The sequence below is a fragment of the Streptomyces sp. TRM70350 genome, from assembly GCF_019219825.1.
Classification (GTDB): domain Bacteria; phylum Actinomycetota; class Actinomycetes; order Streptomycetales; family Streptomycetaceae; genus Streptomyces.
In genome coordinates this window covers 1-21,514 of sequence record NZ_JAHUXH010000019.1, presented here as the reverse complement: position 1 = coordinate 21,514, position 21,514 = coordinate 1, and the positions used below count along the sequence as shown (strand labels likewise).

The 21,514-nt window shown below is 70.9% G+C and carries 17 protein-coding genes, 2 tRNA genes and 3 pseudogenes; 15 read left to right on the top strand and 7 right to left on the bottom strand.

Annotated elements, in window-relative coordinates:
- Positions 1-53 precede the first annotated feature (53 nt).
- Entirely contained in the window at positions 54-1,139 is a 1,086-nt protein-coding gene (locus KWI83_RS39040) for a hypothetical protein (protein ID WP_256362776.1), read from the top strand.
- Positions 1,140-1,215: 76 nt separating this feature from the next.
- Here KWI83_RS39040 and KWI83_RS25060 read toward each other — a convergent pair whose 3' ends face one another.
- The gene (locus KWI83_RS25060; RefSeq protein ID WP_218516643.1) at positions 1,216-2,091 is read right to left on the bottom strand and encodes a bifunctional DNA primase/polymerase; all 876 of its coding nucleotides are present in this window, start codon (positions 2,089-2,091) and stop codon (positions 1,216-1,218) included.
- A 359-nt stretch (positions 2,092-2,450) separates the two neighbouring features.
- On the opposite strand from KWI83_RS25060, the gene KWI83_RS25055 reads away from it, so the two are divergent.
- The 6 genes from KWI83_RS25055 to KWI83_RS25030 all read left to right on the top strand — a co-directional run bounded on the left by KWI83_RS25055 (position 2,451) and on the right by KWI83_RS25030 (position 8,360).
- A complete protein-coding gene (locus tag KWI83_RS25055; RefSeq protein ID WP_218516642.1) occupies positions 2,451-2,774 on the top strand; it encodes a hypothetical protein in 324 nt (107 codons plus the stop codon).
- Positions 2,775-3,298: 524 nt separating this feature from the next.
- Positions 3,299-4,249, top strand: a complete 951-nt coding sequence (locus KWI83_RS25050; RefSeq protein ID WP_256362789.1) for a bifunctional MaoC family dehydratase N-terminal/OB-fold nucleic acid binding domain-containing protein — start codon at positions 3,299-3,301, stop codon at positions 4,247-4,249.
- The gene (locus KWI83_RS25045; protein WP_218516641.1) at positions 4,246-4,641 is read left to right on the top strand and encodes a MaoC family dehydratase; all 396 of its coding nucleotides are present in this window, start codon (positions 4,246-4,248) and stop codon (positions 4,639-4,641) included. The genes KWI83_RS25050 and KWI83_RS25045 overlap by 4 nt, the downstream gene beginning before the upstream one ends.
- Positions 4,638-5,777, top strand: coding sequence for a lipid-transfer protein (locus KWI83_RS25040; RefSeq protein ID WP_218516640.1), 1,140 nt, complete (start codon positions 4,638-4,640; stop codon positions 5,775-5,777). Before KWI83_RS25045 ends, KWI83_RS25040 begins: the two co-directional genes overlap by 4 nt.
- Positions 5,778-5,996: 219 nt before the next feature.
- Complete coding sequence (locus tag KWI83_RS25035; protein ID WP_218516639.1) at positions 5,997-6,554, top strand: SigE family RNA polymerase sigma factor; 558 nt, start codon at positions 5,997-5,999, stop codon at positions 6,552-6,554.
- 129 nt (positions 6,555-6,683) lie between these two features.
- Positions 6,684-8,360, top strand: a complete 1,677-nt coding sequence (locus KWI83_RS25030) for a long-chain fatty acid--CoA ligase (RefSeq protein ID WP_218516638.1) — start codon at positions 6,684-6,686, stop codon at positions 8,358-8,360.
- Between the two features lie 30 nt (positions 8,361-8,390).
- Here KWI83_RS25030 and KWI83_RS25025 read toward each other — a convergent pair whose 3' ends face one another.
- Positions 8,391-9,452, bottom strand: a complete 1,062-nt coding sequence (locus KWI83_RS25025; RefSeq protein WP_308122169.1) for an MFS transporter — start codon at positions 9,450-9,452, stop codon at positions 8,391-8,393.
- Here KWI83_RS25025 and KWI83_RS25020 point away from each other — a divergent pair.
- Positions 9,375-9,671, top strand: a pseudogene (locus KWI83_RS25020) (TetR/AcrR family transcriptional regulator); the annotation flags it as partial. The gene KWI83_RS25025 and the pseudogene KWI83_RS25020 overlap by 78 nt on opposite strands.
- Before the next feature lie 85 nt (positions 9,672-9,756).
- The gene (locus KWI83_RS25015) at positions 9,757-10,434 is read left to right on the top strand and encodes a hypothetical protein (RefSeq protein ID WP_256362775.1); all 678 of its coding nucleotides are present in this window, start codon (positions 9,757-9,759) and stop codon (positions 10,432-10,434) included.
- A gap of 20 nt (positions 10,435-10,454) precedes the next feature.
- Here the strand turns inward: KWI83_RS25015 and KWI83_RS25010 are convergent, their stop codons facing one another.
- Both KWI83_RS25010 and KWI83_RS25005 read right to left on the bottom strand, forming a co-directional pair.
- Positions 10,455-15,002: a PAS domain-containing protein gene (locus tag KWI83_RS25010; RefSeq protein ID WP_218516637.1), complete on the bottom strand. Its 4,548-nt coding sequence runs from the start codon at positions 15,000-15,002 to the stop codon at positions 10,455-10,457.
- Between the two features lie 490 nt (positions 15,003-15,492).
- On the bottom strand, positions 15,493-15,969 hold the full coding sequence (locus tag KWI83_RS25005; RefSeq protein ID WP_308122167.1) for an SSI family serine proteinase inhibitor: 477 nt from the start codon (positions 15,967-15,969) through the stop codon (positions 15,493-15,495).
- 208 nt (positions 15,970-16,177) lie between these two features.
- Here KWI83_RS25005 and KWI83_RS25000 point away from each other — a divergent pair.
- Positions 16,178-16,268: transfer RNA gene (locus KWI83_RS25000), tRNA-Ser, on the top strand.
- Positions 16,269-16,459: 191 nt separating this feature from the next.
- A tRNA-Arg gene (locus KWI83_RS24995) sits at positions 16,460-16,532 on the top strand.
- 81 nt (positions 16,533-16,613) lie between these two features.
- Here KWI83_RS24995 and KWI83_RS40060 read toward each other — a convergent pair.
- Positions 16,614-17,600 (bottom strand): annotated as a pseudogene (locus KWI83_RS40060) (tyrosine-type recombinase/integrase); the annotation flags it as partial.
- On the opposite strand from KWI83_RS40060, the gene KWI83_RS24985 reads away from it, so the two are divergent.
- The 4 genes and pseudogenes from KWI83_RS24985 to KWI83_RS40400 form a co-directional block, all read left to right on the top strand.
- A complete protein-coding gene (locus KWI83_RS24985) occupies positions 17,600-18,280 on the top strand; it encodes a tyrosine-type recombinase/integrase (protein WP_218516635.1) in 681 nt (226 codons plus the stop codon). The pseudogene KWI83_RS40060 and the gene KWI83_RS24985 overlap by 1 nt on opposite strands.
- A gap of 14 nt (positions 18,281-18,294) precedes the next feature.
- A complete protein-coding gene (locus KWI83_RS24980; protein ID WP_218516634.1) occupies positions 18,295-18,807 on the top strand; it encodes a DUF6262 family protein in 513 nt (170 codons plus the stop codon).
- Between the two features lie 292 nt (positions 18,808-19,099).
- Complete coding sequence (locus KWI83_RS24975; protein WP_218516633.1) at positions 19,100-19,999, top strand: hypothetical protein; 900 nt, start codon at positions 19,100-19,102, stop codon at positions 19,997-19,999.
- 150 nt (positions 20,000-20,149) lie between these two features.
- A pseudogene (locus tag KWI83_RS40400) lies at positions 20,150-20,333 on the top strand (hypothetical protein); the annotation flags it as partial.
- 19 nt (positions 20,334-20,352) lie between these two features.
- Here the strand turns inward: KWI83_RS40400 and KWI83_RS24970 are convergent.
- Both KWI83_RS24970 and KWI83_RS24965 read right to left on the bottom strand, forming a co-directional pair.
- Positions 20,353-20,742, bottom strand: a complete 390-nt coding sequence (locus tag KWI83_RS24970) for a hypothetical protein (RefSeq protein WP_218516632.1) — start codon at positions 20,740-20,742, stop codon at positions 20,353-20,355.
- Positions 20,743-21,356: 614 nt separating this feature from the next.
- The coding region (locus tag KWI83_RS24965) for a UTRA domain-containing protein (RefSeq protein ID WP_218516157.1) at positions 21,357-21,514 on the bottom strand (158 nt) is incomplete at its 5' end.

Here is a 21,514-nt window from a genome sequence, read left to right as displayed (position 1 = left end):
ATCGAGGCACCGGGGCGTGAGAAAAGCGCCTTTCACTTCACGAGGAGACAATCATGAACCGCATCATCCGTAAGCGTGACGGCGTCCGTAGTAGGCGAGCGCTGGGCCTGGCGACCCTTACCGCGTCGGCCGTCGCCGTCGGCGGGGCCGTGATCCTGCCGGCCGGTACGGCGACGGCGGCGGCGATGCCCGACTCCACGGTGACCAAGGCCCTGGACCACAAGGGGAAGGACAAGGGGAAGGGCAAGGCCAAGGGGAAGGGTAAGGGTAAGGGGAAGCGCTACTGCTGGGACAAGAAGTACTACAAGAAGCACTTCAAGGACGAGAAGTATTCGTGCTGGTACAAGAACATCAAGTTCTACTGGGACGACGATCACGACTGCTACTACGTGATCAAGCACGGCAAGCCCCGCTACTTCGTCAAGAGCCACAACAAGGCCAACTTCTTCGTCCAGAACAAAATCAACATCAAGGTTATCAACATCAATATCAACAACAACAACCAGTTCAAGGACGAGAAGCAGGCGGAGAAGCTGGAGGAGAAGGACCAGAACAAGAAGCCTGGCGAGAACAAGCCTGGCGAGGGCAAGCCGGGTGAGAACAAGCCGGGTGAGAACAAGCCTGGTGAGAACAAGCCGGGCGAGGGCAAGCCGGGTGAGAACAAGCCGGGTGAGAACAAGCCGGGCGAGGGCAAGCCGGGTGAGAACAAGCCGGGTGAGAACAAGCCTGGCGAGGGCAAGCCTGGTGAGAACAAGCCGGGTGAGGGGAAGCCGGGTGAGGGGAAGCCGGGCGAGGGCAAGCCGGGTGAGGGGAAGCCGGGCGAGAAGCCGGGTGAGAAGCCGGGTGAGGGGAAGCCGGGCGAGGGCAAGCCGGGCGAGGAGAAGCCGAAGGAGGTGCCCGCTCCGGAGGAGGAGAACAAGCCGAAGGAGGTGCCCGCTCCGGAGGAGAACAAGCCCAAGGAGCAGCCGGCCCAGGTGCAGCCGCCAGTCGAAGAGGCCCCGGCCGAGGAGCGGCCTGCCGAGGAGCAGCCGCCGGTCGAGGAAAAGCCCGCCGAGCAGCAGCAGCAGCCGCCGGTCGAGGAGGCCCCGGTCGAGGAGGCCCCGGCTGAGGAGGCTCCGGTCGCCGAGGGCGTCATGTGATCCGTCCTCTCCCTGGCGATGGGGTGAAGGTCTTCCGGGACCTTCACCCCATCGCCGTGTCGGTGCTGCCCGGCCCTCACGGCCGATGCCCCGTCAACCGCGCCGCCGAGGCGATCGTGGCCCGGGCCTCGCGCTCCGTCAGGCCCGTGGTGAGGGCCGCGTCGAGCAGCGGGGCGAGGAGGGCGGGGCCGATGCCGTTCTCGTAGGCGCGGCAGGCTGCCCAGAACAGCCGCGTGTTGCGTTGGCCCTCGTGCGCCGCGAGCACGAACTGGACAAGGCCTTGGCCGTGGCCACCTCCGTGTCCGGTTCCGGCGTTCGGCGGGGTCGGCGTGCGCGGCGGCGGGAGCAGCAGGCGCAGCAGGGCCGGTGGGCAGGGGGCCGGGACCAGGTGGGCCGTGCCGGGTGCCGTGCCGTAGACGCCGTGCTCGGTGCGGGAACCGGGCCCGACGAGGTAGCCCCCGGCGCCGCGGACGTCGATGCCGGGGACGAGGCGGCCGGCCGAGTTGGGGACGGGCACGTCGGGCGGGCCGGTCAGCCACAGGTGGCGGCCGCCGGACGGGGTCAGTACGACGACCGTGGGCGGGATCGTGAACAGATGCCGCAGCGCCAGTTCGCGCAGGGCGGCCGAGGAGTCCGTGCCCGACTTGGTGTCCAGGTCGATGCCGATGAGGTGGTGCGGGGGCAGACCGCAGGCGATGCCGTAGCCGGTGGCCCAGGGGGCGGCGGCGAAGAGTTCGCGGATCCGGCGGGAGTCGGTGGAGGCGTCGTACACCCCGTGTCCGAAACGGCCGCACTCACCGTGGCAGGCGGGGGCCGCCGGATCGGCGCGGTGGGGGGAGCGGAGGGCCGGGAGCTTGGTTCGGGAGAGGGGGATGACGGCCAGGCCGCGTTCGGCGGCTGACAGGGCGTGTGCGAGGGCCAGCGTCGTGGCCTGCCGGTCGATGGTGGCCATGGTTTATTTTCGTACGCGTGTTCGGAGAAAGGGAAGAGGGGGTGCGCGGCGCGCCGGGGTCGGGAGATTGTCCGGAAGGCCGACGGAACGCTTCAGCTGTTGTGCCGCTTGGGGTGGAGGCGTCCTGTGTGCCCTGAGGCGAGGGGGCGACGTGGCCTAGGGGGTTTATCGCCTTGTCGTCACGCTTGAGGGCGAATCGCACCTTCCGGTGTGGTTCGCCGGGGATTCGGTGGGCAACTCTGATCGCGCGACGTCGTGCTCACACCGCCGGGGTGGTCGGCCAACTGCCCTGGCAATAGCCGTACTTCACGCGCTCATGGCCATCCGGCCGGGCGTATTTGCTACTGGAGGAACCACACATGGCAAGCATCCGTGCCGCCCGCGTTGTCGCCGCGGTCTCCGCCCTTCCGCTCGCAGCCGCCCTCTTCGCCGGTATTGCGACGGCGGACAACGGCTCCTTCGCGGACAACGGATCGACCGCCTCCGTCACCAACGCGTTCGCGGGCATCCTCGGCAGCGGTGTCGGCGACGACAACAACGGCAACTCGTCCACCACCCAGCAGCAGGCGATCGGCTCCGGCGCCTCCAACCAGAACAACACCGCGCAGGTCGACGACTCGGCGTACACGGCCGTTCAGCAAGGCAACGGGAACCTCGCGGTCAACTTCTATCCCTGGTGGTGATCCGAGGGGCCGGCGCACCGGCGCCGGTCCCCTCGACTCGTGTGTGGGGTGAGTGTGCAGTGGGGTGAACAAGGTCAGTCCGCGCGGCGGTGCTTCGGCGCCGCCGCGCAGGCGTTTTCACCGGCGGGCGACGGTCCTGGCGGTCGCCGGGCAACGTCCCTGACGACCCGCGCGACGTCCCTGACGACCCGCGCGACGTCCCTGACGACCCGCGCGACGTCCCTGGCGACCGGCGGGCAACGGTCCTGACGGCCCGCGCGCGACGGTCCTGATGACCGGCACGCGACGGTCCTTACGGCCGGAGGGCGACGGTCCTGGCGACTGGGGGCAATGGCCTCGGCGACCCGCGCGCGGCGGTCCTGATGACCGGCACGCGACGGTCCTGACGACTGGCGGGCAACGGCCCCGACGACCCGCGCGCAACGCCCCCGACGACCGGCACGTACCCGGCCTTGACAGCCCCCGTCATCTGACGGACAGTCAGAAATCGCCCACGGGAAGGGGGTACGACGGCCATGGACGGCATGGACGGCATGGACGGCATGGACGGCATGGTCCGCACAGGCGACGACGGCCTCGGCGCGCGTCTCAAGGCTTACGAGGGCCGCCCCGCCACCCTCGCCGGTACCGGCAAGGACCCCGTCAACCTGCCCATGATCCGCCACTGGTGCGAGGCCCTCGGCGACACCAACCCGGCGTACACCGGCCCCGATGCCATCGCCCCGCCCCCCATGCTCCAGGCCTGGACCATGGGGGGACTCGCGGGCCATACGACGCGGACACCGGCGTACGACGAACTCATCGGCCTCCTCGACGACGCCGGCTGCACCTCGGTCGTCGCCACCGACTGCGAGCAGGAGTATCTGCGCCCCCTGCGCCCCGGTGACGAGATCACCTTCGACACCGTGATCGAGTCGGTCTCGGCGCGGAAGACCACCAAGCTCGGCACCGGCTACTTCGTCACCACCCGCACCCGCGTCCACGCCGGTGGCGAACTCGTCGGCACCCACCGCTTCCGCATCCTCAAGTACGCCCCCGCCCGCCGGAAGAAGGCCCCGGCCGACGCCCGCCCCCGCCCGGTCGTCAACCGCGACAACGCCGGTTTCTGGGAGGGCGTCCAGCGGCACGAGCTGCTGATCCAGCGCTGCGCCGACTGCCGCACCCTGCGCTTCCCCTGGCTCCCCGGCTGCCACGCGTGCGGCGGCCTGGACTGGGACACCGTCCGCGCGGCCGGGGACGGCACGGTCCATTCGTACGTCGTCATGCACCATCCGCCCTTCCCGGCCTTCGGCCCTCCCTACGCCGTCGGCCTGATCGAACTGGCGGAGGGCGTGCGGATCGTCAGCAACGTGGTCGGGGTGCCGTACGACAAGGTGCGGATCGGGATGCCGGTACGGCTGGAGTTCCGGCGGTACGACGACGAGTTGGTGCTGCCCGTGTTCCGGGGAGGGCTGTTCCGAGGAGGGCTGTCGTGAACGTGGGCGACGAACTGCCGCCGCTGGAGATCGAGATCACCCGCACGCTGATCGTGGCCGGGGCGATCGCCTCGCGGGACTACCAGGACGTGCACCACGACCCGGAACTCGCCCGGCAGAAGGGCTCTCCGGACATCTTCATGAACATCCTGACCACCAACGGCCTGGTCGGCCGCTACATCACCGACCACTTCGGCCCCACCGCCGTCCTGCGCAAGGTCGCCATCCGGCTCGGCGCGCCCAACCACCCGGGCGACACCATGGTGCTGACCGGCCGCGTCGAGGCGATCGACGGATCGACGGCCGTGGTCCGAGTGACCGGCGACAACGGCATCGGCCGACACGTCACCGGCACGGTGACCCTCACGCTGCCCGCCGGGAGCACCTCGTGAAGGCGGCGATCGCGGGCATAGGCGCCACCGACTTCTCCAAGGACTCCGGGCGCAGCGAACTGCGCCTGGCCGTGGAGGCCGTGCGGGCGGCGCTCGACGACGCCGGGCTGACGCCGGCCGACGTGGACGGCATGGTGACCTTCACCATGGACACCAGCCCGGAGATCACCGTCGCCCGGGCGTGCGGCATCGGCGAGCTGTCCTTCTTCTCCCGCGTCCACTACGGCGGCGGCGCGGCGTGCGCGACCGTGCAGCAGGCGGCGCTGGCGGTGGCGTCCGGGGCGGCGGAGGTGGTGGTCTGCTACCGCGCGTTCAATGAACGTTCGGGCCGCCGCTTCGGTTCCGGCGTCCGGCACCGGGAGCCGTCGGCGGAGGGCGTGGCGCTGGGCTGGGTGATGCCGTTCGGGCTGCTCACGCCCGCGTCCTGGGTGGCGATGGCGGCCCAGCGGTATCTGCACACCTACGGGCTGACCCCCGAGGAGGCCTTCGGGCCGGTCGCCGTCACGGCCCGCCGGTATGCCGCGGCCAACCCGGCGGCGTACTTCCACGGCCGTCCGATCACCCTCGCCGACCACGCCGCCTCCCGCTGGATCGCCGAGCCGCTGCGGCTGCTGGACTGCTGCCAGGAGACGGACGGCGGCCAGGCCCTGGTCGTCACCTCGCTCGAACGCGCCCGGGACCTGCCGCACTCCCCGGCCGTGATCGCGGCGGCCGCCCAGGGCGCGGGCCGGGCGCAGGAGCAGATGACGAGCTTCTACGCCGGTGATCTGACCGGGCTGCCGGAGGCGGCGGTGGTGGCGCGGCGGCTGTGGCGGACGGCGGGATGCGGTCCGGCCGACATCGACGTGGGGATCCTGTACGACCACTTCACGCCCTTCGTCGTCATGCAACTGGAGGAGTACGGGTTCTGCGGGCGCGGCGAGGGGGCCCGTTTCGTCGCCGAGGACCGGCTGCCGCTGAACACGCACGGGGGCCAGCTCGGGGAGGCGTACCTGCACGGCATGAACGGGATCGCGGAGGCGGTACGACAGCTGCGCGGCACGTCCGTGAACCAGGTGCCGGGGGCGGAGCGGGTGCTGGTGACGGCGGGGACGGGCGTGCCCACGTCGGGGCTGGTGCTGACGGCGGGGAGATGACGCACCGCTGAGGAGGCCCCTGACCGCCCGACGGCCGGGAGGCGAGCGTCCCTCCACCCGCCCCCCAAGCACCCCTTAGGGGACACACCCGCAGTAGGACTCCCTCCCTCGTCCACCTCCAGGAGGTGCAGCCAGCCCCACCTCTACACCCTGAGGGGGACTCTTCTTCGGGACCTGCGGGCGATCCGGTGGAGGGGGCCGCGAACCTAGCTTGGAGCCATGACCACACCCGTCTGCACCACCGCCTCGAACGCGGCCGTACCCCGGACGCAGACCGTCACGTACCCGTCCTTCGCGTCGTACGTCCGGGCCCGCCAGCCCGTGCTGTTGCGCACCGCCCGGTCGCTCACCGCGAACCCGAGCGACGCCGAGGACCTGCTGCAGACCGCGCTCACCAAGACGTACGCCGCCTGGGAGCGCATCGAGGACCACCGCGCGCTGGACGGCTATGTCCGCCGCGCGCTGCTGAACACCCGTACCTCGCAGTGGCGCAAGCGCCGGGTGGACGAGTTCGCCTGCGACGAGCTGCCCGAACCGGAGCCGCTGCCCGTCGGCGACGACCCGGCCGAGCGGCAGGCGCTGCACGACGCGATGTGGCGGGCGATCATGAGACTCCCGGCCCGGCAGCGGGCCATGGTCGTCCTCAGGTACTACGAGGACCTGAGCGAGGCCCAGACCGCCGAGGTGCTCGGCGTGTCGGTCGGCACGGTGAAGTCGGCGGTGTCCCGGGCGCTGGGCAAGCTCCGCGAGGACCCCGAGCTCGGGCTGGTCCGGTGACGTGAGCTGGGCGTTGTTCGATCTCGCGCCGTTGTGTCCGGCAACGTGCGGTGATCGATCATCCGGATCTAGTGACATACCGCGCGGTACGTGCGCAGAATCAGCGCACACCTTACCGCCGCGTAGGCAATGTCGCCCCGGGAGGACGCCGTGCTGAGCACCATGCAGGACGTACCGCTGCTGATCTCCAGGATCCTGGCCCACGGGTCCACGATCCACGGATCGTCGCAGGTGATCACCTGGACCGGCGAGGACGACCCGCACCGCCGCTCCTACGCCGAGATCGGCACCCGCGCCGCCCAGCTGGCGCACGCCCTGCGCGACGACCTCGGGGTACAGGCCGACGACCGGGTCGGCACCCTGATGTGGAACAACGCCGAGCATGTCGAGGCGTACTTCGCGATCCCCTCCATGGGCGCGGTCCTGCACACCCTCAACCTCCGCCTGCCTCCCGAGCAGCTGGCCTGGATCGTCAACCACGCCGCCGACCGGGTGGTGATCGCCAACGGCTCCCTGCTCCCGCTGCTGGCCCCCCTGCTGCCGCACCTGAAGACGGTCGAGCACGTCGTCGTCTCCGGCCCGGGCGACCGCTCCCTCCTCGCCGACGCCACCGCCCAGGTGCACGAGTACGAGGACCTGATCGCCGGCAAGCCGACCACCTACGACTGGCCGGAACTGGACGAACGCCAGGCCGCCGCCATGTGCTACACCTCCGGCACCACGGGCGACCCCAAGGGCGTGGTCTACAGCCACCGTTCGGTCTACCTGCACTCCATGCAGGTCAACATGGCGCAGTCGATGGGCCTGACCGACCAGGACATGTCCCTGGTGGTGGTCCCCCAGTTCCACGTCAACGCCTGGGGTCTGCCGCACGCCACCTTCATGACCGGCGTCAACATGCTGATGCCCGACCGCTTCCTGCAGCCCGCACCGCTCGCCGAGATGATCGAGCGGGAGAAGCCGACGCACGCCGCCGCGGTCCCCACCATCTGGCAGGGCCTGCTCGCCGAGCTGGCCGCCCGGCCCCGTGATGTCTCCTCGCTCACCCAGGTCACCATCGGCGGCTCGGCCTGCCCGCCCTCCCTGATGGAGGCGTTCGACGAGCTGGGCATGCGGGTCTGTCACGCCTGGGGCATGACCGAGACCTCCCCGCTCGGCACGGTCGCCCGCCCGCCGGCCCACGCGGTCGGCACGGAGGAGGAGCTGGCGTACCGGCTCACCCAGGGCCGCTTCCCGGCGAGCGTCGAGGCCCGCCTCACCGGTCCCGGCGGCGAGCGCCTGCCCTGGGACGGCGAGTCCGCCGGCGAGCTGGAGGTCCGCGGCCCCTGGATCGCGGGCGCCTACTACAACGGCACGGACGCCGAGCCCCTGCGACCGGCCGACAAGTTCAGCGAGGACGGCTGGCTGAAGACGGGAGACGTCGGCACGATCTCGCCCGACGGCTACCTCACCCTCACCGACCGCGCCAAGGACGTCATCAAGTCCGGCGGCGAGTGGATCTCCTCGGTGGAACTGGAGAACGCCCTGATGTCCCACCCGGACGTGGCGGAGGCCGCCGTGGTCGCCGTGCCCGACGAGAAGTGGGGCGAGCGCCCCCTGGCCACGGTGGTGCTGAAGGACGGCGCCAGCGCCGACTTCGAGACCCTCCGTGCCTTCCTGGCCGACGACGGCGGGATCGCCAAGTGGCAGCTCCCGGAGCGCTGGACGGTCATCGAGTCGGTCCCGAAGACGAGCGTCGGCAAGTTCGACAAGAAGGTGCTGCGCAGGCAGTACGCGCAGGGGGAGCTGGACGTCACCCAGCTCTGAGCGACGCGTACGTCCGTACGGCGGCGGCCCTCACCGCCGTACGGACGTGGTCGTCCGCCCCAGCAGGAGCCACGCTCCCGCCGCCGCGCACACGCCACCCCGGCCCCTGTGGCCGTACGCGGTCCCGGCGAGGGCGGAGGCGACCGCGCCGCCCGCGAAGCCCGCGACCACGTACGCGGTGTTGGCGGTGGCCGGGGTCGAGGTCGTGGTGAGAGCCAGGGTCTGGTCGGCGACGTGGGAGGCGACCAGGGCGGCGTGCACGGCGATCGCGGCCACGGAGAGGGCCCACATCACCTGGCCGCCCAGCCAGAAGAGCGGCACGGACACGGCCGCCAGCAGATGGGCGGAGCGTACGACGCGTGCGGCGCCGAAACGGTCCACCAGCCCGCCCGCCGGCGGAGCGACCACGCCGGCCGCCAGCCCGAAGAGGCCGAACAGCCCGGCGGTGGCGAGGGAGAGGCCGTACGACGGCCCCGTCAGTGGCAGCGCCAGCGACGTCCACAGCGCGCTCCACGCCCCGAGCATCCCCGCCTGCCGTACGCAGGCGCGCCACAGGCCGGGCGAGCGGCGGACGAGACCGGGCAGCGCGGGGATGCCGGAGAGCAGACGGCCGGTGCGCGGGCGCCGCTGCGACGGCAGGAGCAGCGCCGTGGCCAGGCCCAGGACGAGGGTCAGGGCGGACGCGCCCAGGAACACCGCCCGCCAGCCGACGGCCTGCCCGGCCAGTCCGCCGACCACGCGCGCGGCGACGATGCCCGCGAACAGGCCCGAGATCACGGCGGCGACATGGCGGGCGCGGCGTGCGGCGCGGGCGCGTTCGGCGACCAGCGGGACGAGGAGCTGGGGTATGACGGTCGCGGCGGACGCGACGAACACGGCGACCGCGAGGGTGCCCGTGCCGCCCGCCGCGGCGGAGGCGGCCAGCGCGGCCGTGGTCAGCAGGGTGAGGCCGGTGACCAGACGGCGCCGGTTGACGGTGTCGCCGAGCGGGGCGAACAGCAGCAGGCCGACCGCGTGCTCCGCCTGCTCTTCTGGGAGGGCCTGGAGTACGGCACCGCCGAACTGCCCGACGAGCCCGAACGCCGGGAGCACTACGCCCGCAAGGTCGCCGCTCTGCGGGACGGCCAGGAACGGGGTGTCGTCACCGACGCCATCCCGGCCTCCCACCTGCTCTTCGTGCTGACCGCGCTGGCCAACTGGGCGGCCGTCGTCCCGCAGATGAAGCGCCTCCTGGTGGGCGCGGAGGGCGCCGACCAGGAGCGGCTGCGGGCGTCGGTGAAGGAGGCGGCACGGCGGCTGACGGCGCGCTGAGGTTCCGTCACACAGCACGGCCGAAGTGATCAACAACGCACGGCACCCGGCCATCCGGACCGGCTGACTGATCGTCTAGAACGTCATGGACCTGACGCATTCAGCCCGCCGCATCCCGCGCCGTCCCGTCGCGCTGTTCCTGGCCCTCGCCGGTGTCGCCGGAGCCCTGCTGGTCGGCAGCGGCGGTCTGGACACCGTGGTGGGCTGCGGCCTGGCCGACGATCCGTACCCCTCGCAGACGGCGCGGGACTGGGTCGAGAACGCCGACCATGTCGTCGTGGCCGCCCCGGTCCGCGAGGAGGAGACCAACCGGCGCGAGTTCAAGAAGGGCGCGTACCGCTACCAGACTGACCGGACGGTCAGCTTCCGCACGGACGACGTCCTCTGGTCCGCCCCGCGTCCCGACCGGTCGCTCGACGAGGGCTTCGACCTGACCGCCCCCGGCTGGCGCATCCACCGCGCGAGCGGCGACCGCGTCAAGCGGACCGCCGCCTACGCACCCCGCCTGGAGCCCGGCCACACCTATCTGCTCGCCGTGCGCTGGACGGCCGACGGGTGGGCCGTCCTGGGGGAGGGCGCCGCCGTCCCGTTCGACGACCGCACGGCCGGGCGGGGCGAGTGGTGCGGACGGGTCCTGACCGAACAGGACGTGGCACGCGGCGAACGCTTCTCCCGCAGGGCCGACGACAGCCTGGAAAAGGCCGTGAACGGCCGCGACGAACAGGCCGTCGTCCGCGCGCTGAAAGACGTCGGCCGCAGCTGACCGGCACCGTCACGTCCCGCTCAGTTGGTCCCGATCCGGGCCAGCAGATCCACGATCCGGCTCTGTACCTCCGTACTCGTGGACCGCTCCGCGAGGAACAGCACCGTCTCCCCGGAGGCGAGCCGCGGCAGGTCGGCCTGGTCGACGGCGGCCGTGTAGACGACGAGCGGGGTGCGGTTGAGCTGCCCGTTCGCGCGCAGCCAGTCCACGATTCCGGCCTGGCGCCGATGCACCTGCATCAGGTCCATCACCACCAGGTTCGGCCGGAACTGCCCCGCCAGCGTCACCGCGTCCGCGTCGCTCGCCGCCCGCGCCACCTGCATCCCGCGCCGCTCCAGCGTCGCGGTCAGCGCCAGCGCGATCTCCGCGTGCTCCTCGATCAGCAGCACGCGCGGCGGGTGCTGCTCACTGTCCCGCGGGGCGAGCGCCTTCAGCAGTACGGCGGGATCGGCGCCGTACGCCGCCTCGCGCGTCGCCTGCCCGAGCCCGGCCGTCACCATGACCGGCACCTCCGCCGCCACGGCCGCCTGCCGCAGCGACTGCAGCGCCGTCCGGGTGATCGGCCCGGTCAGCGGGTCCACGAACAGCGCCGCCGGGAACGCGGCGATCTGCGCGTCCACCTCGTCGCGCGAGTGCACGATCACCGGCCGGTAGCCGCGGTCGCTGAGCGCCTGCTGCGTCGACACGTCCGGCGCGGGCCACACCAGCAGCCGACGCGGGTTGTCGAGCGGCTCCGGCGGCAGCTCGTCGTCCATCGGCTGCGGCCGCGGCGGATCCGCGACCTCGACGGCCCCACCGGGACCGTCCAGCGGTTCGGGACCCTCGGCGGCGTTCTCGTCCGGTGCGCCTATGGCGTACGACCGTCCGGCGCCCTCACTCGCGGGCCCGGCGAGCCGCGACTGCCCGGCGAGCGACGGCTGCTTCTGCTGGGCGGCGGGCGCCTGCTCGCCCTGCGGGTGCGGGTGCGGGCGCGCGGCGGCCGGTTCCGGCGGCGTACCCAGCTTGCGGCGCCTGCCCCCGCCCGACGACTGATGCGGCGGAGGCGTGGCTCCGGCCGACGACTGGTGGGGTGGGGGCGTGGTCGCGGCGGGTGGCTGGTGGGGTGGGGGCGTGGCTCCGGCGGGTGGCTGGTGGGGTGGTGGTGTGGCTCCGGCGGGTGGCTGCTGAACCTGCGCCGCCTGCCGCGTGAACGGCACGCCCTGCCCCAGCGTCCGGACACTGATCGCGCGACCCTGCGTGGAGTTCGGGTCCACGGGCGGGGCGGCACCGGCGGCCTCGGCGGGCAACGGCTGCGCCATCCGCGCCTGGGCCGCGCTGGTCGGCGCGACCGCCGCCTCGGGCGGCAGCGGGGTGCCAGGGGCGGGCGGTTGTGGTGCGGGGGGTGCCTGATCGGGAGCCGGAGCCGAGGCCGGGGCCGGAGTGGGGGGTACGGGGGTCCCTGGCGCGTTCGGTACGGGGCCAGTGGCGTTCGGCGGCACGGGGGTGCCCGTGCCGGGCTGAGGCACCGGGGTGCCGGTGCCGGACGTCTCGTCCGCACCGGCGCTGGCGGGCCACTGCTGCGGGGGCGGGGTGGTGCTGTGCGCCGGGGCCGCCTCGGCGGGGAGGGGATGGCCCGGGGCCGGGGCCGGTGGGGGCACGGCGGCCTGGGCGGGCTGCGGCTGTGGCTGCGGCGGGACGGGCAGGCCGGGGGCGGGCTGGCCCGGGACCGGCTGTGCCACGCCTTGCGGGGGCACGCTGACCTGCCCGGACGGCTGCTGCGCGGGGACGTTCTGCGGCTGGGCCGCCGGGGCGCCGGGGACCGACTGGGGCTGAGGCTGGACATGGACCTGAGGCTGGACCTGCGGCTCGGCCTGGACCTGCGGCTGGGCCTGCGGCCGAGCCGTCGGTACGGGATTCACCTGGGCCGGAATCGCCTGCGCGGGTGCCCCGTTCCCCTCGGCCTGCGGGGTGGCCACCCGACGGCGGCGTCCCGTCGGCGCGCTCGCCGGATGCGGCTGCGGCGGGGTGTGGTCGTCGGACTGGTCGTGCGGTACGGCGTCATGCCGACCGTGATCGTCGGCGGGCGCGGCACCGGGAGCGCCCTGGTTCGGCACGCGCGCCTGCGCCGGACCGGCCTGCGGGACAGCCTGCCCCGGCACCTGGACACCCGCCGGTCCCAGACCCTGAGGCTGCGCGGGCGGGGCGGCCGTCGCCTGAGCCGCCCCCCGGTCCGCCTCGGCGGGCGGCAGCGCGAACACCGTACGAGGCCCCGCCTCCTGCGCGGCGGCCCGCTCCTGAGCCGCCGCGAGCGCCCGCCGCCGACGCCCGGTCGACTGCTGCCCCTCGGCACCGGCCCCGGCCGGAACCACCGATGCAGACGCATCGGGCGCAGGAGGGGACACCGGCGCCGCACCCGCCGGGGCCTGAGACCCGGCCGCGGGCAACGCCGCAGGCAGAGCATGCTGTTCCCCCGCCGCACGCCGGGCCCGCCGTCCGCCACCGGACGCGGGCACGCCCTGCGGCGGGACCGTCCCGCCCAGCCCGTTCGCGGCCGCCGCGGTCCCCGCGGCGTGCTCGGCGGCCGTGACGACAGCGCCCTCGGCGACTCCGTCCGCCGCCGCGCTGTCCGTCGTACCGCCCGCTACGGCGACCTCGGCGCCCTCGGCCGGTCGCCCACGCCGCCGCCCGGTACCCCCACCGGCCTCACCGGTCGCCTCCGCGACCTCGGGCGCGGCCCGGCGCCGACGCCGCCCGGTGGGAGTGGCGGCCTCCGCCTCGGCGGCCTCGGCCTGCGGCACCTCGCTCTCCAGGAAGGCGTCCGTGGCGCCCCGCCGCGCGCGCCGCCGCCCGCCGCCGGAGGCCTCCTCGACGGCCTCGGGCGCGGCTTCCGGCGCGGCTTCCGGCGCGGCCGGAGCCGCAACGGCCCCCGCCCCACCGCCGAGCGGCACCTCAAGGACGTACGCACTGCCGCTCATGCCTGGCACTTCGTGGGTCTGCAGCACGCCACCGTGGGCGCGCACGATCCCGCGCACGATCGGCTCGTGCACCGGGTCGCCCCCGGCGTAGGGCCCGCGCACCTCGATCCGTACGACCTCGCCGCGCTGCGCCGCCGCGACCACGACCGTGTTGTCCAGGTAACCGCCCGCCGACGCGGGCGCGTTGCCGGTCGCGTCGACGCCCGCGACATCGGCGACGAGATGCGCGAGGGCGGTGGCGAGGCGCTGCGGGTCGACCTCGGCCTCGATGGGCGGCGCGTGCACGGCGAACTGCACACGCCCCGGGCCGACGAGTTCGACGGCCCCGTCGACACCGGCCGCGACGACCGCGTCGAGCATCACCTTCGTCCGCGTGATCTCCTCGGTGCCCGCGTCGAGCCGCTGGTAGCCGAGGACGTTGTCGATGAGCTGGGTGATCCGGGAGTACCCGGCGGAGAGGTGGTGCAGGACCTGGTTGGCCTCGGGCCACAGCTGCCCGGCGTCGTCCGCGGCGAGGGCCGAGAGATCGCGGCGCAGTTCGTCGAGGGGTCCGCGCAGGGAGCGCCCGAGCAGCGTCAACAGCTGCTCGTGCCGCCCGGCCAGGGCCTCGTACCGGTCCTTCTCCCGCTCGGCGAGCGCGGCATACCGCTCCTCGCTCGCCGCGACCTCCTCGGCGTGCCGCTCGCGCAGCTCCTCCAGCTCGGTGACGTGCTGCTGGCGCAGGGCGGTGAGGTCGGAGGCGTGCTCCTCGGAGAGCCGCTCCAGTTCCTCGGCGTGCCGCTGCTCGGCGGCGGCCTTCTCCTCGGCGAGGGCGTCGTACGGCCGTCGGTCGCTGAAGGTCATCACGGCGCCGACGAGCTGGTCGCCGTCCCGCACGGGCGCGGTCGTGAGGTCGACGGAGACCTTGTCCCCGCCCTTGGACCACAGCACCTGCCCGCGCACCCGGTGCTTGCGCCCGGAACGCAGGGTGTCGGCGAGCGCGGACTCCTCGTAGGGGAAGGGGGAGCCGTCGGCGCGCGAGTGGAGTACGAGGGTGTGCAGCTCCTTGCCGCCGAGTTCGCCGGCGCGGTAGCCCAGGATCTGCGCGGCGGCCGGGTTGACGAGCACGATCCGGCCGTCGGTGTCGGTGCCGACGACGCCCTCGGACGCGGCGCGCAGGATCATCTCGGTCTGCCGCTGCGAGCGGGCCAGCTCGGCCTCGGTGTCGACGGTGCCGGAGAGGTCGCGCACGACGAGCATGAGCAGCTCGTCGCTGGCGTAGCCGTAACTGCCGTAGGCCTGCTGCCCGTTTTCGAGATTCGCACTCGTGACCTCGACGGGGAACTCACTCCCGTCGGTCCGCCGGGCGATCATCCGGGTCGGCTTGGTCCGGCCGCGCGGGTCGATGTGGTCGGGCCGCCGCATGGACCCCGGAATCAGCTTGGAGTCGAACTGCGGCAGCAGATCCAGCAGCCCGCGCCCCACGAGCGCGGTCCCGGGCGCCTCGAAGGCCTCCAGCGCGATGGTGTTCGCGTTGACGACGGTCCCATTGGCGTTGACCAGCACCAACGCGTCGGGCAGCGCGTCCAGTATGGCTGCGAGGCGAGCAGCGCCTCGGGATGGCCTGCTGCTCACGAGACGCTTCCCTCCTGTTACCGCACCTTGCCAACCGCTCCGGCCATCTTGCCAACCGGCCCGCGACGTGTCACGCGAGGGAGTCTAAGGGCTGGGGTTGTGCTCGCGACGCGGGATGCGAGAGAGCTCGCACGACGAAGTGACACGGCGCGGATGCGCGTCACGCGCCCGCGCACATCGCCGCCACACACCGTTCGCGCCCTCTGCGCCGGACCTTTACGGCTACGGCTTCGGTGGTGTGCCGTGTGGTGGGGAGGCGGGGGTGGGGGTTTCTGGGAGCGGCGGTGTGGGACTTGCGCATGGCTTGTGGAGGCGGCGGTACAGCGGTACGAAGGCGTGGCGCGGCTTCTGGGAGCACTGGCGTGAAGGCTGATGTGTGGGCCACTGCCGGTATCGGCGCTGCCCCCTCTGCCGGGCCCTCTGCCGGGCCCTCTGGAGGAGCCGGACGAAGCCTCAGGAGCGGGCCTGCATCGGGAGGCGGCGCGAGGGTTTACGCGCGGGCATCCGGCAGCAATGGTACGAGCCGGTCCCAGCGGGCGATCTCGCAGCCGTTGCTGCGGTCGAACGTGGAGTCGACGGGGCGTCCGGCCCACGTGCCGGTGACGCGGGCGGTGGCGGGACCGCCGTACTGCATGGTGCACATGGTGTCCCGAGGCGCGGGCGCGAAGACGTCCCGCCCCCACCGGGTCTCCCTCTCCAGCGCCCGACACGCCCTGCCTGCGGCCGGGTGACTTCCGCCACTCGGATGACATCGCACCTCGAATGTCCCGTCAGCACCACTGCTCACCCCATGGACGGTGACGGTGAGGTGATCGGTGTCGCTGTGGTGGTGCCCCCGGTGCTGACCGAGGAAGGGGTAGGGGGAGGGGGAGGGCGCGGCGGCAGCTGCCGGGGCGGCGGGCAGCGAGGTGAGGGCGGCGAGGGAAGCGCCGGCGGCGAGGGCGAGCCGGGGCAGCGTAAGACTCATGACCTGCAACATGACCTGACTAACGCCGTACGCCCCCGGACGTTGCGCGCCCCGTGCGCCCCCGGCATCCGGCACCCGCCCCGACCGGCGGGGAAGCCCTTTGCCCTGCGGCCCGCCTGCCTAGTACCGTGGGGGGCGATTGGTGACAGCACGCTCGACTGTGTCATCATCTGGACGCACCACTCGCGCCTGCGCGAGCGGCTGTGTTGGAGGCGTCGCCTAGTCCGGTCTATGGCGCCGCACTGCTAATGCGGTTTGGGCCTTAAAGCCCATCGAGGGTTCAAATCCCTCCGCCTCCGCACCTCACCGAAGCCCTGGTCCCGAGGACCGGGGCTTCGGTCGTTGCAGGGCCCTTGGAGGTGCGTTTTCGCAGGTCACAAGGGGTGCGGCTAACGGATTTCACATGACGGCGGCAGTCATGTAATGTTCTTCCTGTCGCCGCGAGCGGGCCGGAAGGAACGGGAGCGGCGGGAAAACAGAACACAGACAAGCACTCGTAGCTTAACGGATAGAGCATCTGACTACGGATCAGAAGGTTGCAGGTTCGAATCCTGCCGAGTGCGCACAGGTCGAAGGCCCCGGAGTGATCCGGGGCCTTCGGCGTTTTAGGGGAGTACAGCAGCGAAGTACAGCAACGGCTGATGTCAGCCGCCGGAAGGGGTGCCGCCCATCGCGTCCGACAGCTTGCCGAGCGCGGCCCGTACCTCGTCCTCACTCGCCTCGGCGTAGACCTCCATCGTCATGGCGATCTGCGAATGCCGGAGGATGCGCTGGGCCACCTTCGGGTGCACCTTCAGGGCGACCATGAGCGAGCTGCACGTGTGCCGGGTGTTCCGCAGCGGGATGACCCGGAGGCCGGCGCGGCGGGCCCGCAGGGCGAACATGCGGGTGAGGTTGCCCGGCTCGATCGGAGTCCCGTACTTGGTGGTGAAGATCAGGCCACGGGTGTCCTGCCAGAGCTCCCCGGCCGCCTCCGATCGCCGGTCTGCTGGGCCCGGCGCATACGGAGCGCCTTGAGGCAGAACTCAGGGAGAGGCAGGAAGTCGTCCGACTCCTCCGTCTTGGTCTCCCGATGGAGGATCTGACGGCCCGCTCGCTGGATCTGGTGATCCACATACAGTTCACCCGTTTCGAAGTCGATTGACTTCCAGGTGAGTCCGAGGACCTCACCACGACGCAGTCCCAGGCACAGCACGAGCACCCAGGCCGCGAAGAGCGGATCTTCGCGTGAGGGAATCGGCGAGGAAGCGCCCCGCCTCGACCACGGACCAGGGCTTGATACGGCGGCGACGAGGTTTGGGGACCTTGACCAGGGAGGCCACGTTCTTGCTGATCTCCTCCTCGGTCACGGCGTGGGTGAGCGCCGCCCGCAGTGCGTCGCGTGCCGCCTGGACCACGCGACGGGACGGGTAGGCCACACAGCACTCACCGACAGCACAGCAGCGCTGCCGTGACTTCGGCCGCTTGGCGTCCTTGCCCTGCGCGCAGCACTGGCAGATGGCGGCCAGCTTGGTGAGCCACTCGCGTACGTCCCGGACGGTCAGCTTGTCGAGCCGCTTCGCGCCCAGGTGCGGGACGATGTAGAGCCGTACCGAGCCCTCGTACGAGACGTACGACAGCGGGGCGAGGTTTGCTGCCGTTCGACAAGGCCAAGATCTTTCCCTATGCCTACCGGCACTCATACGCCCAGCGACACGCGGACGCCGGCATCCACCCTGACGTGCTGCAACGGCTTATGGATCACCGGCAACTCACCACAACTCAACGCTATTACCGCGTTCGGGACGAACGACGCCGCGAGGCCGTCGACCGTGTCACCGCGATGCAGTTCGACCGACACGGCAACCGGATCTGGCGGGACGTCCACTCGCTCCTCGACTCCGAGCGCGACCGCCGGTCCATCGGCGAGACCAGCGTGCCATACGGAGTCTGCACCGAGCCGAGCAACGTGGCCGCGGGCGGAAACGCCTGCCCCATGCGCTTTCGCTGCGTGGGCTGCGGCCACTTCCGCACGGACGTCTCCTACCTTCCCGACCTGGAGAACTATCTCTCCGACCTGCTGCGAAGTCGCGAAAGGCTCATCAGCACCTTCGACGCTGACGAGTGGGCACGCTCGGAGGCAATGCCCTCGGACGAAGAGATCCGCCGCGTCCGGCGCCTCATCGCTAGGGTCAAGGAAGAACTCGACGACATGACCCCGGACGAACAAGCCCAGATCAAGCAGGCTGTCAAGGTCGTCCGCTCCAGCCGCTCCGTGATGCTGGGCATGCCCCGCATCGGCCTGCCTCCCGAAGAACTACGAGGTGCATGATCAGGAGCTCCCCGATGATCGAAGGACGGCGGGCCGACTCGGCCCGCCGCCGGGAACGGGTCGTCAAGGCCCTCAACGAGGCGATCAGGCAAGGCGAATCGCTCAGCGTTTCAGCCGTCGCACGGCGGGTCGGCGTCGACCGCACGTTCTTCTACCGGCACCGCGACTTGCTGGCCCAGATCCACGCCGCCGAAGCCGCACCCGCCGTCGGGCTGGAGAGCGGCGCCCAGGTGACTCGGGCGTCCTTGCAGGCCGACCTGGCCAACGCGCAGGACCGCAACGTCCGGCTCACAGCCCGGGTCCGGCAACTCGAAGACCGGCTCTCCGAACTTCTTGGTGACCAAGCCTGGAAGGAATCCGGGCTCGGCGCGACGGCGGACATCGAAGAACTCCAGCGCCAGATCGTCCAGTTGGAGCAGACGAATGTGGAACTCACCGGACAGCTCGAAGAACGCCAGGCCGAGCTCGATGCCGCCCGCGGCGCGAACCGCGAACTAACTCGGGCTCTGAACCAAGCACGCTCGTGACGACATCGCGACTGTGCGACATCCCGTGAGTTCCTCTGCCCCCAGGAGAAAAGTAACCGACTGGTGGCTGTTGTGCCCAGGGCGACGTCGCCCCTGCCCCGGGTCAGCCGGCGGACCGAGCCCACGGGTCCCCGGGGCCCTAGCACTCCAAATGAGACGACCTCTTAAGCGGGCGCCTTCAACACCAGTCGCTGCCTTGGGAAGGGCCCGCAGCGTCGTGGGTACCCGGACTGCAACGTCCAGCCAAGGCGCTCAAGTTGCGCCACATAGCTGGTTCCGTGAGAATTTTCATATGGACCACATAATTCAGGAATCGGGTCCGACTGTGAAGCGGCCCGATGAAATCCGCGAAGCGTTCACCGCAGTACACCAGGCAGAGATCGACCGCCTCATTGAGGCGCCCTGGAAGGATCACGCCGAGACGAACGCGCGTGCCGCCGCGGTCGAACGACGGGCGTACGCCCCGATCCTTCGGATCGTGGAGCAGGACGCTGACGCCGAGGCCGCATCCCAAGAACTAGTACACCTGCGGGGGAAGGCACGTGCTGCGCAGGAGGATGCTCTCCCTGTCAGCCCGACTCGCAGCTGGGATGCTCAGGTCAGGGACGCATTCAAAGGTGTTAAACAAGGAATCAACGTCTTTGGACGGCCGTATGACTGGGAGATTCGCGATCCCGTACACAACGCTGGCGAAGCTATCGCGGACAAGAATGCTGGCACGTTCGAAACGTCCGTCGTGGGGTACTACGGCAGCGGTGCAAGTTGGGCGACTGCGGGTGTGGGCGTAGCCCTGAAAGCTACGATCGACGGAGTCGCTCGTATTGCGCCTCCTATGTCCGACACATGGTGGTGGTCCATCGACGCGACGCTGTTCTCAGCGAACACGTACGGACTATGTAAAGTCGTAGTTCAGGATCCTGTCTCAGGTGCGGTCTTGGGCCCCCAAGGGGAGCGGACGATTCAACTCTGGAATCACACATCCCAAACCGGAGCCAGTGGTAACGGATTTGGGTCCTTCTTTGCTTCAGACATTGCACCCACGGTCACGCTGGCAGCTGGTCAGGTATTCAACGTGAGCTTCTTGGCGAGCGTCTTTACCGACCAGTCCGGATCTTTGGCTTTCGGTCACTCCTATGCGGATTGCCGCTTGGGAGTGAGCTTGCCGTTCTTCGTGGTTCACATGAATGTCTGAGTCGGCCTGAGGGCGACGTCGTCCCGGAGTATGCACGCGTAGCTCACGCGGGCCTCAGCCTCAGACAGCGGCCCGGGGTCTTCTTCACTAAGAGGTCGTGACGACGTTCTCCGGCGGGCATGGTCGCCCTCAACGATGCTGCGTTCTCTGGCGGCAGGGTCCTCTTCACTGCGGCGACGTTCTCCGCCGACGGGTGCGAGGAACACCGTTGAGTGACTGATCAACAAGCTCAAGGCCTGGCGAGGCATCGCCACCCGATACGACCAGACCCCGGACAGCTACCTCGCCGGTCTCGATGATCTGGATCAAAGATCTCACCCGGACCACCCATTGACCACGACTCGATACGCGCCCTAGCGACGCTGGCCGGTGAGGAAGTCGAACACCCACGGGTGTGCTTCGGGCCGTTCGCCGCAGACGTCGCAGACGCCGGGGCGCAGGAGCACCTCGAAGTAGGTGTGAGCAAAGCCGCCGGGGCCGTCGTAATCGCGTTGTGCGGCTCTCAGACAGTCCGAGCCGCGTGAGCACCGGCCGCAGCAGTCGTGACCGATGATGGTCGGGTTTACCTTCTTGCTGCACCCCATGTGACTGCACACGTAGTAGCCGCCTGCATGGTTGGTCCAGAAGCGGGTGGGTGGGTCTGTGTCCTCCTCGTCGACCACGGCGGCCGCGGTCGCGCGGGTGTTGGAAAAGGCGAAGAAGCCTCCGACCACCGCAGCGGCCACGCCGCCGATCACGATCACACCCGCTTTGCCAGCGGGCCCGAGGCCGTTCCATCTGTCAGCGATGCGCCGACGCAGGGGTCTTCCCCCATCACTGCCTTCCGGCGGCAGGTCGGAAGGCTGAGGACCACCACTCGGAGAACGGGATGTCGTATCGTCCGGCGCTGCCATCTGACAGGTCGTCCTCTCTGCTCTGGGAACCGGCAGTTTAGACGCGTACCGGGCCTGGACGCTTCGCACCGTGGGTCAGAGATAGGAGACCCAGGCCGAACCCCCCTCGCCACCGGCTCGTCGCCGCTTCACCCTCACCGGTGATAGCGCAACACCTGTTGCACTGAATAGCATCGGACTCGCCGACGCTGAGCTGCACAAACGCTGAGACGAATGCCTCGCGGCGGCCGTTACCCCGACAAAAGCGGCGGTCTGCCGGTCGCGCACCTTCGGTGCCGGCGCTTCGGTGAGCAGGATCGTGGCGGTCGAGGCGTCAACGCGGATCACACGCACAGATTTCTCCTTCTGAGTCGATCAACCTACCCCCTGACAAGTTGACTTAGCAAGTTCGAAGCTAGGGATGCCAGGTTGACTTGTCAAGTGGAACCGGGCGTCGATTGAGAGGAACTGGCCGCGGATCAGGCTCAGTTCAGGCGGTAGGTGTCTTCGAGTTCCTGCCGGTCGGCAGGCAGCAGCACGTCAGAGACTTGCAGCGCCTGCCCGGAAGCGTCGCATGCCACGACCAGGACACTGAGGACGGGAACGCCGTCCGGAAGGTCCAGAAGCTCGGCTTCGGCACGCG

What these genes read in the sequence shown, in the direction of transcription:
- KWI83_RS25015 (WP_256362775.1), top strand. Translation starts at nt 9,757, where the DNA reads ATGGACCTGACGCATTCAGCCCGCCGCATCCCGCGCCGTCCCGTCGCG.
- KWI83_RS39040 (WP_256362776.1), top strand. Translation starts at nt 54, where the DNA reads ATGAACCGCATCATCCGTAAGCGTGACGGCGTCCGTAGTAGGCGAGCG.
- KWI83_RS25060 (WP_218516643.1), bottom strand. Translation starts at nt 2,091, where the DNA reads ATGGCCACCATCGACCGGCAGGCCACGACGCTGGCCCTCGCACACGCC.
- KWI83_RS25055 (WP_218516642.1), top strand. Translation starts at nt 2,451, where the DNA reads ATGGCAAGCATCCGTGCCGCCCGCGTTGTCGCCGCGGTCTCCGCCCTT.
- KWI83_RS25030 (WP_218516638.1), top strand. Translation starts at nt 6,684, where the DNA reads ATGTCGCCCCGGGAGGACGCCGTGCTGAGCACCATGCAGGACGTACCG.
- KWI83_RS25050 (WP_256362789.1), top strand. Translation starts at nt 3,299, where the DNA reads ATGGACGGCATGGACGGCATGGACGGCATGGTCCGCACAGGCGACGAC.
- KWI83_RS24980 (WP_218516634.1), top strand. Translation starts at nt 18,295, where the DNA reads ATGATCGAAGGACGGCGGGCCGACTCGGCCCGCCGCCGGGAACGGGTC.
- KWI83_RS25035 (WP_218516639.1), top strand. Translation starts at nt 5,997, where the DNA reads ATGACCACACCCGTCTGCACCACCGCCTCGAACGCGGCCGTACCCCGG.
- KWI83_RS24975 (WP_218516633.1), top strand. Translation starts at nt 19,100, where the DNA reads ATGGACCACATAATTCAGGAATCGGGTCCGACTGTGAAGCGGCCCGAT.
- KWI83_RS25005 (WP_308122167.1), bottom strand. Translation starts at nt 15,969, where the DNA reads ATGAGTCTTACGCTGCCCCGGCTCGCCCTCGCCGCCGGCGCTTCCCTC.